We start from the raw sequence: 11,963 nt of genomic DNA on the forward strand, positions 1-11,963 counted from the left end.
GGTTTTTTTAATTTATAAAGTGTTTTTATTATTGTACAGCTTGTAAAGCATCAATATTACCATAACCAAAACTTCCGTTTTTATTTGGGTAAAAATCTGATGAAGTCTTTAAACGGTTTAGTACTTGTGTTCTGCTCCAATTAGGATATCTTGACCATACTAAAGCAGCAATACCTGCAGTTGTTGCAGTGGCAACCGATGAACCTCCTGTATAACGACGCTCACCATTGTAAAACCCTAAAACTGGTGGTGCTTTACTAGTATTGTTATCACCTTCCATAATAATGGTAAAATCTATTTTGCTTCCGCTATGGCAAGTGTCGCAACGCTCATAATTACTCCCATCATCAACTCCTGTTACAGCAACAGTCTCGCTCATTGTTGCTGGAAAAATTACACCAAAGCCATTAGTAAAACTGGTTGACGTTCCTCCTGCTGCAAAAATAAGTTTGCCTTTACTGTAAGCATATTTTACAGCATCTTTAATATTTCCTATTGACCATACATAACCAATAGACATTGAAATAATTTTCACATCACTTCTATTTCCCAATTGGGTTAACGCAGCTGACACACCTTTACGTTCATGGTAATCATTTAAAAGCACATCTTCAGTTGCTCTATAAGCTACCAAATTTGAGTTATAAGCAACACCTACTGGCATTCCGTTATCGTTTCTTGGAGCAGCCATAGTAGACGCCATTGCTGTTCCATGCCCACACTTGTCATGTGGTCCATCATAATTACTACTCCACCACCAAGCAGAATCTATAAACGTACCATACTTTTGAACAAAACGTCCATTGGAAACTCCATCGTTAAACCCACTAGAATTCAACAGCGATTGTGATTGTGATACTCCAGTATCAATCAATCCAATAGTTACTCCTGAGCCAGTACTTAAATTCCATGCTTGCGGAATGTTATGCTCACTAAAATGCCAAGACACTTGCGCATTGTTAGGACTAACTGTAGTGTAATGCGAGGTGTTTATTGACTCTCCGTTTTTGCTACATCCTGAACTTGATCTTGCAGTTGCACTCATTCCAAATTGATTGTAACCATTTGGTTCTAAATAGCGTACATAAGGACTCTTTTTAAGGGCTACAATTGTATTAATATTGTCAACATACACATCAATAACATTAATAATTTCGTGTTCTACAAGTTTTAAATCTTCCTTAGCAACACCTTCTTGCTCCAAAACAATATTTAATACTGCTTCCTTTTTATTTTCAATGTCTCTTGTTCTAATTTCTGAAAAATATTCTCCTTCACTTCCATAACCAATAGTAAGTAAATTTTGCCCATGCTTTACTGCACTCCATAAAAAATGGGTATCAGCAGCATTCCAATCAAAATCACCTGTATTGGTAATAGTTGCATTGATGGTTGCATTAATTTCTTCAATGGTTAAAGGATTTTCAGGAAATACTTGTTGAATGTCTTCTTCTTGAAATGTGGCATCTTCCTTAGAACAGGAAACCACAGTAATAGCCAAAAGTAAAATGACTTTAACGTAGAGTCTTCTCATGTAAATATATATTTAGATGGTTAATGATTTTCTAAATATATTAAATAATCTTAAAAAAATTAATTGAAAAACTTAGTTTTCGATAAAAAACTAAATACAATTTTACGAATATAACATTTACAATTTACGCCTTACCGAACCTGTGAAATCTTCTAAATCGTCTTTCACTTTGTTAATTTCGTCTTGAACATCTTTAGTAATACTGGTATCAATACCATTTTGTTCAGCGCTTTTAGTAATTTCAGATTTAATATCGTTTGACGCATCGCGAAGAACTCGCATACCTTTTCCTAAGCCTTTGGCAATCTCAGGAATTTTGTCGGCTCCAAAAACCAAAACCACTACAACAAGTATAAACATAACTTCTGTAGTACCAATGAATAAAAATGTAGCTGCTTGTATCACTTTGCAAATATAATGAGTTGTTAGATTAGAACGTACTATTTAACATTGAATTTTAATCTTGGGAAGAATTAACGTTTGCTTTGTAAGCTTTAAGCTTAATTTGTAAAAACTCAAGCAGTTTTATATCATTTTTTTCTTTTGCAATTTGCATAAACTCTGGATCTTCTGAACTGAAATAGAAAAACTCCATTCTTTGGGCTTCATCCAAATCATCTATTTCAAAAAGCATTTCTGAAAACTCTGATATAGCTCTATTCATTTGAACATCTTGTTTTTCCAATTCAATTAAGTGTTTTAATCGTTTTGTTCTACCAGAAATCCAGTTCAAAATTGGATTTAAAGGAATTAATCCACTACCAGTTTGGGCTTCGTAAAGTCTTCGTTCACTTTGCGTTTTTGGCTTTCCTGTGTAACCAGGAATTCCAACATCATAAAAGTTTATATCTCGTTCAACACCTGAGTTTTTTATATCAGAAGTTAAATCACCTGACAAGATTTTTCCAACCACAACTTCGTTTAACTCATTAACGTTTTCAGTAAGATTCACTTCAAGCAACTTGGAATTAATATGGTTTTGTGAAATGACAATTTCTTCTCTTAAATATTTAACACCCGAAACAATAATGGTGTCGTTGAGCGTTGCAGGAATTTCAAACTCGCCTTTTTCACCTGTAGTAGTATATTTACTTGCTGTTTTATTTATAATATGAATACCTTCAACATCATCATTTGCTATCACTTTACCAAAAAGTGTAACAGTTTGCGACTGCATTACAAAAGCGGTTAAAAGAGAAAAAACAAGTAAGCTTCTTCTGAATACATCTATAGATGCTCTAGCAGAAAACAAGTTTGATTTCACAGCAAAATTTGGAGCATATAAATAGTTTTCAAACAGACTAAATTTAATCTTTTTGAGGTGTTTCATTTAAAAACTGCTTACTTTTTTGGCTTATAAATTCTAAAAACTCAAGTTCATTACCTTTATCTAACAAACTATAGTCTAAACCATGGTCTTCAACATAAATTATAAATTCATTGATTTTATCCTTTGGAATCTTGAAATTTTGATATAAGAATTCTTCGGTGTAATGGTCTTTAAACGTACTTGTTGGAATGTCAGGAACATTGGAGCGAGTCGATGCTCTCTCTCCTTTAGACTTAAAAAGTGGTTTTAATAAAAACCCTACCACATTTATAACGTTAAGTCCGTTTTGCATCGTTTGAGACTGCGAATGCATTGCTATATTATCTGACTGTGATCTTATATCGTCAGAAAACTCATATTCGTGTACGTTGTCAATACCAAAATAAATTGGATCCATATTTGGGTTAAAAGTTCTTACACTTTCAACATCTAAAGTTAAATTTCCAGTAAGGTCATAAGGCAGAATAACAACTTCGTCTAGTTTGTTTACTTCTTCAACCAAAAAAACTGTTAGCTTTTTTGATGCTATAACATATTCGTCAATTACAATTTCAAAATCTTTAAACTGTAGTGCTCCAAATTCAACTCTATCGTTTAAAGCCACAGCAATGGTAAACTCTCCATTTTCGTCAGTAGTCGTTCCTCTATTTGAAGATGAATTAAAAACCGTAATTCCTATGACATCATCACTATCTACCACAACTTTACCTTTAACCTCAACACGCTTGAGATTTTGGGCGCTCATCTGAAATACAGACACTAACATGAATATAACAAATAGGTACTTTTGCATAAGGGTTGGTTTTATGTTATAAAGAAAAGTTTTCATATCTTAATTTAATTCCAAAACACACATAAACTTTTGTTAAAAGCTATGTTTACTTAAATTTACAACAAAATAATCAATACCAAAAAAAATAAAATTGGTATAAACACAACATTAATGAAAAACATAATTATAGCCAGCACATCTACTGTACATGGTAGTGGCACTTTAGAATATATTTTACCAGAATTGAAACTTTTTTTTAAGGATGCTAATGAAATACTCTTTATTCCTTATGCAAGACCTGGAGGCATAACTCATGATGAATATACAGCTAAAGTAAATGATGCTTTTTCAAAGATTGGAAAATCTGTTAAAGGTATTCATGAATTTGAAAACCCTAAAGAAGCATTACAAGATGCAAAAGGGATTTTTACAGGAGGCGGAAACACTTTTGTTTTGGTTAATCAGCTTTATAAAAATGATTTAATTGAAACCATAAAAGCTGTTGTAAATAATGGCACGCCTTATTTAGGAACAAGTGCAGGAAGTAATATTTGCGGTCTTACAGTTAATACTACCAACGATATGCCTATTGTATATCCACCAAGTTTTAAAACCTTTGGTTTTGTACCTTTTAATATCAATCCGCATTATTTAGATCCTGATCCAAGCAGTACTCACATGGGAGAAACCAGAGAGACACGAATAAAAGAATTTCATAAATTCAACACACAACCTGTTGTAGGACTAAGAGAAGGTAGCTGGCTTGAAGTAAAAGGCGATTCTATTATTTTAAAAGGAGAATTGAATGCTCGTGTTTTTGAATATGACAAAGCCCCTTTTGAAGTAGAAACTGGTACAGAACTAAACACTTTAAAATAAAAAAGACTTTACTTAAAGTAAAGTCTTTTGAGCGGGAGACCGGGTTCGAACCGGCGACATTCAGCTTGGAAGGCTGACGCTCTACCAACTGAGCTACTCCCGCAATGCGGATGCAAATATATGTAAACTCTTTTTCTTAATAAAGAAAAAAATTAAAGCTTTTTAAAAAAATGATATCCTAGTATTTCAAACCCTTCGTTGTAGTAAAACTTATGCGAAGGATAATTTTGAACATAAGTATTGAGTTCCACAGCTTTACAACCTTTACTTTCGGCATATTTGTATATCCAACTTAAAAATTGTTTTCCTAAACCTTTGCCTCTATAGTCATCATCAATATAAACATGGTCAATTTCCACACTTCTACCAGCATAATGTCGTGTACAAAACCACATTCCCGACATTCCTATTAGCTTTTCACCTTCATAAATTACAGCACACTCATAGTTTTGCGTTATCATTTCAGCAAATCGTTCTTTTAAAACAGCATCTGAAACGGTGTTATTATTCAACTTTTTAACTAAAGGAATAATCGTGTTTATTTCAGATTTTTTAATAATTTTAAATACTGGAGTCATCTTCTTGAAATATTTCGTGAAGATAATTAATTTGCCGCTACACTTTACCAATAATTTATGTCTAAAAACACAACTAATTACTCCATAAAGCTTATCGCATCTAAAGACACTTATAGTGTAAGACACCCTGTTTTAAGAGAAGGACGACCTATTGAAGATTGTATTTTTGAAAATGACGATTTAGAAACCACTTACCACGTAGGGTTATATTCTCAAAACAAGCTTGTAGGCGTAGTGACCTATATGAAAAACAACACACCTTTACTTGAAACTAAAAAACAATATCAATTAAGAGGAATGGCTGTATTGAAAGAATTTCAAGGTTTAAAATATGGCAATGCTTTAATACATTATGGAGAAAACCTACTTAAAGAAAAAGGCATTACTACTATTTGGTGTAACGCAAGAGAAATTGCTGTTCCATTTTATGAAAAAAATGGATTTTCAATTATTGGCAAACCTTTTAATATTGAAAAAATAGGGTTACACTTTACAATGCAAAAAGATATTCAATAAATTTCATGCGCTTATTTTTAAAACACATTAAAAATCACCTAGAATTATTAAGCTATTTTTTTTGTAAATTTATTACAACTAATACCTAACTAACATGAGAAGCAACAAATTTAAAATAAGACTTTTAATAGGCATAGCTATAGTTGCTTTTGCATTTATTAAAAGATGTAGTAGTAAAGAAACCAATCCATTTACAGGAAGGGTTCAAACTATAAATATGACTTCTGACCAAGAAATCGCAATTGGTTTACAGAGTGCTCCACAAATGGCACAGCAACATGGAGGTTTACACCCTAATGAAAGTTATCAAGCCTTAGTTGATAATGTTGGAAATAAATTGGTAAGTAATAGTATTGCCAACCAAACACCTTACCAGTATGAATTTCATTTATTGGCAGACCCAAATACTATAAATGCATTTGCATTACCAGGAGGCCAAATTTTTATCACCTATGCTTTATTTTCTAAATTAGAAAATGAAGACCAGTTGGCTGGTGTATTGGGTCATGAAATTGGTCATGTTTTAGGTAGACATTCAGCAGAGCGTATTGCAGAATCAGAATTTTGGAGCACTGTTACAACTGGAGCTTCGGTTGGCGCTGATATGGGTGGATTAGTAAGTGGAATTGGTCAACAAACTTTACTAACCAACGGTCGTGGAGACGAACTAGAAAGTGATGATTTAGGCGTAAAATTCATGATTAAAGCAGGATACAATCCTGAAGAAATGATAGGTGTAATGGAAATATTAAAAGCTGCTGCAGGACCTAACAGAGTCCCTGAGTTTCAAAGTACACATCCTGACCCAGACAATAGAATAGAAAAAATTAGAGAAGCTATCACTAAATATAAAAAGACTCCCTAAACAAGGAGTCTTTTTACAACTAACTAACCAACCAACTTATTAATACATAAGTTAAGCTTTTCTTTTCTTTTGAGATTCGAAATGATTGATAGCTTTTATTGCGTCTTGAGCATTAGATAATTCAGCATACTTTTCAGCAGTATATCCTTTATCAGATTTCTTTTTTAAATCTGCTCCATTTTCAACTAAAAGCTTTAAAATTTCAACTCTATTAAATTTTGCCGCATACATAAGCGGTGTCATTCCATTAGATTTTTGATTTACATCAGCACCTAATTCAATAAGTTTTTTTACGGTTTCAAAATCTCCTTTAGCAATTGATGCACAAAATGGGCTAACTGAGTTTTCTGCTTTTACAATTTTAAAATTGTTAGATGTCGTAGTTGTTGCAAAAGTGCTAAACGAAAAGCCTAATGCAATTGCTAAAATAATTACTGTTTTTTTCATGATGAAAGATTTAAATTAATTGATTGTTTTTTGATTATACTAAAGAGACGACATATTTCTCGTTCTGTTACACATAAAAATTATAAATAACATTTATTTAACGCTTTACAAACAAATATGTTAAGGCTTTATTAAATTGAAAAAAATGGTTAACAATAAGTCGTTAATCATATAATAAATCTTTAAATTCATTTTTTTGGTACTTAAAATTTAAGGTTACTACTTTAAACTTTTATCTTTGAAACTTAAAGCCATTCCACTATGAACAAAAAAGTTATTCTTATGATTCTTGATGGTTGGGGAACATCTCCTGACCCTAAAGTTTCAGCAATTGACAATGCAAAAACGCCTTATATAGATTCACTATACCACAATTACTCTCATGCTAGCCTTAGAACTGACGGTTTACACGTAGGTTTACCAGAAGGCCAAATGGGAAATAGCGAAGTTGGACACATGAATCTTGGCGCAGGACGAATTGTTTACCAAGACTTGGTTAAAATAAACCTTGCTGTTAAAAATAAAACATTAGGTCAAGAAGCTGCTTTGGTTAATGCCTTTAATTATGCTAAAAGCAATAACAAGCCTGTTCATTTTTTAGGCTTGGTAAGCGATGGTGGTGTTCACTCACACATTAATCACTTGTTTGGGTTAATTGATGCAGCCCAAGAATTTGGTGTTCAGCAATCTTATGTCCATGCATTTACTGATGGTAGAGACGTTGATCCAAAATCTGGTTACGGATTTATCACATCGTTACTGTCACATATAAAAAACACAAACACCCAACTTGCAACAGTTACTGGTCGTTACTATGCTATGGATAGAGACAAACGCTGGGAACGCGTTAAACTAGCTTATGATGCTTTAGTGAATGGTGTTGGTGAAACATCAACAAATATTTTAAAGTCTATCGATAACAGCTATGACAATAATGTTACTGACGAATTTATAAAACCAATTATTAATCTTGATACTAATAATGAGCCAGTAGCAAAAATTAAAGAAGGTGATGTGGTTGTCTTCTTCAATTTTAGAACAGATAGAGGACGTCAACTTACTGAAGCCTTATCTCAAAAGGATTTTCATGAACAAAACATGCATAAATTGGATTTACATTATGTAACAATGACCAATTATGACGATTCATTTAAAGGAATTAATGTTGTTTTTGACAAAGACAACCTTACTGAAACCTTAGGAGAAATTCTTGAAAAGAACCATAAAACTCAAATTAGAATGGCTGAAACCGAAAAGTATCCTCATGTAACATTCTTCTTTTCAGGCGGAAGAGAAACTCCTTTTGAAGGTGAAACTAGAATACTTCGCAACTCTCCTAAAGTAGCGACTTACGATTTAAAACCCGAAATGAGTGCCTACGAACTAAGAGATGCTTTAATACCAGAACTTGATAAAGGCGAAGTAGACTTTGTATGTCTCAATTTTGCAAATGGTGATATGGTAGGACATACTGGAGTTATGGAAGCTGCAATACAAGCCTGTGAAGCTGTAGATAAATGCGTGGAAGATGTGATTACATCTGCATTAAAAAACAATTATACTACATTATTAATTGCAGACCATGGTAATTGTGAAACCATGATAAATCCTGATGGTTCACCAAACACGTCACATACTACAAACCCTGTTCCAGTAATTTTAATTGACAACGATAAAACAAAAATTAAAGATGGTATTTTAGGAGATATTGCTCCAACAATATTAAAATTAATGGGTGTTGAGCAGCCAAAAGCCATGACACAACATCCATTGGTATAATTAAGTCAATGCCATTATTTTATGTATTTTTGCAACGTTAAAAAATGAAAGATGAATTTTCAGGATAAGTTAATTATAGCTGTAGATTTTGATGGTACAATCGTTGAAGACGGTTATCCTAAAATAGGAAAACCTAGAATTTTTGCGTTTGAAACCTTAAAACGACTTCAAGATGATGGTCATCGATTAATATTATGGACCTATAGAAGTGGATCAAAATTAGACGAAGCAGTAAAATTTTGTGAGGATAAAGGCATACAGTTTTACGCTGTAAACAAGAGTTTTCCTGAAGAAAAATTTGACTATTCAAAGAGTCGAAAAATATATGCTGACATTTTTATTGACGACAGAAACATTGGAGGTGTTTTAGGTTGGGGAGAAGTATACCAATTGATAACCAACGAAACTCCAAACATGAAATCAAACCAAAAGAAAAAAGGTTTGTTTTCATTTTTAAGAAAATAAGATGATTATAGTAAAAACAAAAGAAGAAATAGAATTGATGCGCCAAAGTGCTTTGGTGGTATCAAAAACACTTGGTATGCTTGCTAAAGAAGTAAAAGTTGGCGTTACCACAAATCAATTAGATAAACTTGCAGAAGATTTTATAAGAGCTCAAGGTGCATTACCTGGCTTTAAAGGTCTTTACGACTGCCCTTCTACATTACTTTGTAGTGTAAACGAAGCTGTTGTTCATGGTTTACCTACAGACAGACCACTAGAAGATGGCGATATAGTTTCTATAGATTGTGGCGCATTAATGAACGAGTTTTATGGTGACCATGCTTACACTTTTGAAGTTGGCGAAGTTGACCCTGAAACTAAAAAACTTATAGAAGTTACTAAAGAATCGCTTTACGTTGGTATTAGAGAATTCAAATCTGGAAACCGTGTAGGCGATGTAGGTTATGCCATTCAAAACCATTGCGAAGCTCAAGGTTATGGTGTAGTGCGTGAATTAGTAGGACATGGACTTGGACGTAAAATGCACGAAGACCCTGAAATGCCAAATTACGGTAGACGTGGTAGAGGAAAAAAGTTTATAGAAGGTATGGTTGTAGCCATTGAACCAATGATTAATGGTGGCACACATCGCGTAAAACAACTTAAAGATGGTTGGACAATTGTAACGCTTGACGGAAAGCCTAGTGTACATTTTGAACACGACGTAGCTCTAGTTGATGGCAAACCAGAAATACTATCAACCTTTGCTTATGTTTATGAAGCATTAGGCATTACGTCTGACGAAGAAAATGAGTTTAGACAACAAGCTTTAATTCTTTAATTTCTCATTATGAACACCATTGAGTTTATTGAAAAGGAACTTAAATCATTAAGAGATTCCTTAAATAATCACGACCTATATAAAGCACTTTCAACACCTGATGATATTAAAATTTTCATGGAACAGCACGTATTTGCTGTTTGGGATTTTATGTCACTTTTAAAAGCGCTACAAAACCATTTAACAACAACATCGTTACCTTGGTTACCTGCAAAAAACCCTGCAACTGCACGTTTTATCAATGAAATTGTTTTAGGAGAAGAAAGTGATGTTAACGAACTAGGAGCTCCTAAAAGTCATTACGAAATGTATCTAGACGCCATGAATCAAATAGGTGCTAGCACATCTCAAATGCATCAATTAGTACAGTTTTTAAATAATGGTGATTCTCTTGAAAATGCTATTAAAAACTGTAATTTAGATACTGCTACCGAAAATTTTATCAACTATACGTTTGAAATTATCAGCACAAATGAACCTCACAAAATAGCATCGGCATTTACATTTGGTCGTGAAGATGTGATTCCTGACATGTTTTTTCAAATTATCAATCAGTCACAAACCAGTGATCATTCTTACAGCAAGTTAACCTATTATCTTAACAGACATATAGAGCTTGATGGAGACGAGCACGGACCTTTATCATTAAAAATGATAGAAGAACTTTGTGGTAATGACGACCAAAAATGGCAAGATGTTTTACAAGTGGCTAAAGATGCATTAAAACAACGTATTGCACTTTGGGATGGCATTTATGAAAATATACTTTCTAACAAAACCATATTAGCTTAAACTGTTTGAAAAACCTTTTTAAAATACTACTAAACCTCATACCTAGACCGTTATTAATTAGGTTTAGTTATTTAGTACGTCCTGTTATAGCAACATTTTTAAAAGGAGAAAACCACACTGATCCTATTGATGGTAAAAGCTTTAAAACCTTTTTACCTTATGGTTATGGAACACAACGCAACAATGTTTTGTCGCCTTCGACCTTAAGTTTAGAGCGTCACAGGTTGTTGTGGTTGTATTTAAAGAATGAAACTGATTTCTTTTTAGCAAAAAACAAAGTGCTCCACTTTGCTCCAGAACAGTGTTTTTTAAAACGTTTTAAAGCACTAAAAAATATAGATTATACAACTACAGATTTACTATCACCTATTGCTGATATAAAAGCTGATATTTGTAACCTTCCATTTGCTGATAACAGCTATGATGTTATTTTTTGCAATCATGTTTTAGAGCATATTCCTGATGATACTAAAGCCATGCAGGAATTGTATCGCGTTATGAAGCCTGGTGGTTTTGGTGTTTTTCAAATTCCGCAAGATTTAAACCGTGAAACTACGTTTGAAGACGATAGTATAACTGATAAAAAAGAACGTGCTAAAATTTTTGGTCAATATGATCATGTGCGTATTTATGGTCGTGATTATTTTGACAAATTAAGACGTATTGGTTTCAAGGTTGAAGAAGTAGATTACACCGCATCGTTATCTGATGCAGACATACATAAATACTGTTTAGCAAAAGGTGAAATTATTCCGGTTGTTTATAAATAACTCTTAATATGACACAACAAGTTTTTATTATTACAGGTGCTTTATTTGGAATGTTAGCCATAATTTTTGGTGCATTTGGCGCTCATGCATTAAAGAAAATACTATCTGAAGATCAACTTAAAAGTTTTGAAACAGGTGTAAAATACCAAATGTATCATGCTATTGTTTTGTTAATACTTGGTTTTAATCAAGAGTTCTCTACATCAGCTATGTATTGGTGTTTTACTATTGGAATTGTCCTTTTTTCCTTTAGTATCTATGGCTTAATTTTAAGTGATGCCAAAGGAAAGAAATTACGCTTTTTAGGACCAATTACGCCTATTGGAGGTTTACTTTTTGTAATTGGTTGGTTGTTGATTTGTATTCAGGCGCTATAAATTAAATAGTATGATGTGATTTCTCCTTTCAGTTGAAAT

15 protein-coding genes and 1 tRNA gene are annotated in these 11,963 nt (G+C 33.0%); 9 read left to right on the forward strand and 7 right to left on the reverse strand.

Going from position 1 to position 11,963, the window contains the following annotated elements; genetic code table 11:
- Positions 1 to 28 precede the first annotated feature (28 nt).
- The 4 genes from DMZ43_RS01600 to DMZ43_RS01615 form a co-directional block, all read right to left on the reverse strand.
- The gene (locus DMZ43_RS01600) at positions 29 to 1,534 is read right to left on the reverse strand and encodes a S8 family serine peptidase (RefSeq protein ID WP_131505936.1); all 1,506 of its coding nucleotides are present in this window, start codon (positions 1,532 to 1,534) and stop codon (positions 29 to 31) included.
- Positions 1,535 to 1,651: 117 nt separating this feature from the next.
- Positions 1,652 to 1,939 carry a twin-arginine translocase TatA/TatE family subunit gene (locus DMZ43_RS01605; protein ID WP_129759246.1) on the reverse strand — a complete coding sequence of 96 codons (288 nt, stop codon included), beginning with the start codon at positions 1,937 to 1,939 and terminating at the stop codon, positions 1,652 to 1,654.
- A 52-nt stretch (positions 1,940 to 1,991) separates the two neighbouring features.
- Positions 1,992 to 2,864: a carboxypeptidase-like regulatory domain-containing protein gene (locus DMZ43_RS01610; RefSeq protein WP_131505937.1), complete on the reverse strand. Its 873-nt coding sequence runs from the start codon at positions 2,862 to 2,864 to the stop codon at positions 1,992 to 1,994.
- Positions 2,842 to 3,657, reverse strand: a complete 816-nt coding sequence (locus DMZ43_RS01615; protein ID WP_161566721.1) for a carboxypeptidase-like regulatory domain-containing protein — start codon at positions 3,655 to 3,657, stop codon at positions 2,842 to 2,844. Before DMZ43_RS01615 ends, DMZ43_RS01610 begins: the two co-directional genes overlap by 23 nt.
- A 150-nt stretch (positions 3,658 to 3,807) precedes the next feature.
- Here DMZ43_RS01615 and pepE point away from each other — a divergent pair, with 150 nt between their 5' ends.
- Positions 3,808 to 4,515 (forward strand): dipeptidase PepE, encoded by a 708-nt coding sequence (gene pepE, locus DMZ43_RS01620; protein WP_131505939.1) that lies wholly within the window; start codon positions 3,808 to 3,810, stop codon positions 4,513 to 4,515.
- A 30-nt stretch (positions 4,516 to 4,545) separates the two neighbouring features.
- On the opposite strand, the gene DMZ43_RS01625 is transcribed toward pepE, so the two are convergent.
- Positions 4,546 to 4,618: transfer RNA gene (locus DMZ43_RS01625), tRNA-Gly, on the reverse strand.
- 49 nt (positions 4,619 to 4,667) lie between these two features.
- Complete coding sequence (locus tag DMZ43_RS01630) at positions 4,668 to 5,093, reverse strand: GNAT family N-acetyltransferase (RefSeq protein ID WP_131505940.1); 426 nt, start codon at positions 5,091 to 5,093, stop codon at positions 4,668 to 4,670.
- A 57-nt stretch (positions 5,094 to 5,150) separates the two neighbouring features.
- On the opposite strand from DMZ43_RS01630, the gene DMZ43_RS01635 reads away from it, so the two are divergent.
- Together DMZ43_RS01635 and DMZ43_RS01640 are read left to right on the forward strand one after the other, a co-directional pair.
- Entirely contained in the window at positions 5,151 to 5,609 is a 459-nt protein-coding gene (locus tag DMZ43_RS01635) for a GNAT family N-acetyltransferase (protein ID WP_131505941.1), read from the forward strand.
- Positions 5,610 to 5,703: 94 nt separating this feature from the next.
- The gene (locus DMZ43_RS01640; RefSeq protein ID WP_129759252.1) at positions 5,704 to 6,474 is read left to right on the forward strand and encodes a M48 family metalloprotease; all 771 of its coding nucleotides are present in this window, start codon (positions 5,704 to 5,706) and stop codon (positions 6,472 to 6,474) included.
- 51 nt (positions 6,475 to 6,525) lie between these two features.
- On the opposite strand, the gene DMZ43_RS01645 is transcribed toward DMZ43_RS01640, so the two are convergent.
- On the reverse strand, positions 6,526 to 6,921 hold the full coding sequence (locus tag DMZ43_RS01645; RefSeq protein WP_131505942.1) for an ankyrin repeat domain-containing protein: 396 nt from the start codon (positions 6,919 to 6,921) through the stop codon (positions 6,526 to 6,528).
- Between the two features lie 261 nt (positions 6,922 to 7,182).
- Between DMZ43_RS01645 and gpmI the strand changes: the two genes are divergently transcribed.
- The 6 genes from gpmI to DMZ43_RS01675 are packed head-to-tail and all read left to right on the forward strand — an operon-like array spanning position 7,183 to position 11,924.
- Positions 7,183 to 8,700, forward strand: a complete 1,518-nt coding sequence (gene gpmI, locus DMZ43_RS01650) for a 2,3-bisphosphoglycerate-independent phosphoglycerate mutase (protein ID WP_131505943.1) — start codon at positions 7,183 to 7,185, stop codon at positions 8,698 to 8,700.
- 51 nt (positions 8,701 to 8,751) lie between these two features.
- Positions 8,752 to 9,165 (forward strand): BT0820 family HAD-type phosphatase, encoded by a 414-nt coding sequence (locus DMZ43_RS01655; protein ID WP_131505944.1) that lies wholly within the window; start codon positions 8,752 to 8,754, stop codon positions 9,163 to 9,165.
- 1 nt (position 9,166) lies between these two features.
- Positions 9,167 to 9,985 carry a type I methionyl aminopeptidase gene (gene map / locus DMZ43_RS01660; RefSeq protein WP_131505945.1) on the forward strand — a complete coding sequence of 273 codons (819 nt, stop codon included), beginning with the start codon at positions 9,167 to 9,169 and terminating at the stop codon, positions 9,983 to 9,985.
- Positions 9,986 to 9,994: 9 nt separating this feature from the next.
- Positions 9,995 to 10,777 (forward strand): DUF3050 domain-containing protein, encoded by a 783-nt coding sequence (locus tag DMZ43_RS01665; RefSeq protein WP_131505946.1) that lies wholly within the window; start codon positions 9,995 to 9,997, stop codon positions 10,775 to 10,777.
- A 5-nt stretch (positions 10,778 to 10,782) separates the two neighbouring features.
- Positions 10,783 to 11,547 carry a class I SAM-dependent methyltransferase gene (locus DMZ43_RS01670; protein WP_131505947.1) on the forward strand — a complete coding sequence of 255 codons (765 nt, stop codon included), beginning with the start codon at positions 10,783 to 10,785 and terminating at the stop codon, positions 11,545 to 11,547.
- An 8-nt stretch (positions 11,548 to 11,555) separates the two neighbouring features.
- Positions 11,556 to 11,924 (forward strand): DUF423 domain-containing protein, encoded by a 369-nt coding sequence (locus tag DMZ43_RS01675; RefSeq protein WP_131505948.1) that lies wholly within the window; start codon positions 11,556 to 11,558, stop codon positions 11,922 to 11,924.
- Positions 11,925 to 11,963: the final 39 nt, after the last annotated feature.

The organism is Meridianimaribacter sp. CL38 (assembly GCF_004328055.1).
In the GTDB taxonomy this organism is placed as follows: domain Bacteria; phylum Bacteroidota; class Bacteroidia; order Flavobacteriales; family Flavobacteriaceae; genus Gaetbulibacter_B; species Gaetbulibacter_B jejuensis.

Bases quoted from the DNA above. Each gene is read 5' to 3' on its own strand.
- gpmI (WP_131505943.1), top strand. From the start codon at position 7,183: ATGAACAAAAAAGTTATTCTTATGATTCTTGATGGTTGGGGAACATCT.
- DMZ43_RS01655 (WP_131505944.1), top strand. From the start codon at position 8,752: ATGAATTTTCAGGATAAGTTAATTATAGCTGTAGATTTTGATGGTACA.
- DMZ43_RS01635 (WP_131505941.1), top strand. From the start codon at position 5,151: ATGTCTAAAAACACAACTAATTACTCCATAAAGCTTATCGCATCTAAA.
- map (WP_131505945.1), top strand. From the start codon at position 9,167: ATGATTATAGTAAAAACAAAAGAAGAAATAGAATTGATGCGCCAAAGT.
- DMZ43_RS01610 (WP_131505937.1), bottom strand. From the start codon at position 2,864: ATGAAACACCTCAAAAAGATTAAATTTAGTCTGTTTGAAAACTATTTA.
- DMZ43_RS01630 (WP_131505940.1), bottom strand. From the start codon at position 5,093: ATGACTCCAGTATTTAAAATTATTAAAAAATCTGAAATAAACACGATT.
- DMZ43_RS01645 (WP_131505942.1), bottom strand. From the start codon at position 6,921: ATGAAAAAAACAGTAATTATTTTAGCAATTGCATTAGGCTTTTCGTTT.
- DMZ43_RS01640 (WP_129759252.1), top strand. From the start codon at position 5,704: ATGAGAAGCAACAAATTTAAAATAAGACTTTTAATAGGCATAGCTATA.
- DMZ43_RS01615 (WP_161566721.1), bottom strand. From the start codon at position 3,657: ATGCAAAAGTACCTATTTGTTATATTCATGTTAGTGTCTGTATTTCAG.
- DMZ43_RS01600 (WP_131505936.1), bottom strand. From the start codon at position 1,534: ATGAGAAGACTCTACGTTAAAGTCATTTTACTTTTGGCTATTACTGTG.
- pepE (WP_131505939.1), top strand. From the start codon at position 3,808: ATGAAAAACATAATTATAGCCAGCACATCTACTGTACATGGTAGTGGC.
- DMZ43_RS01665 (WP_131505946.1), top strand. From the start codon at position 9,995: ATGAACACCATTGAGTTTATTGAAAAGGAACTTAAATCATTAAGAGAT.
- DMZ43_RS01675 (WP_131505948.1), top strand. From the start codon at position 11,556: ATGACACAACAAGTTTTTATTATTACAGGTGCTTTATTTGGAATGTTA.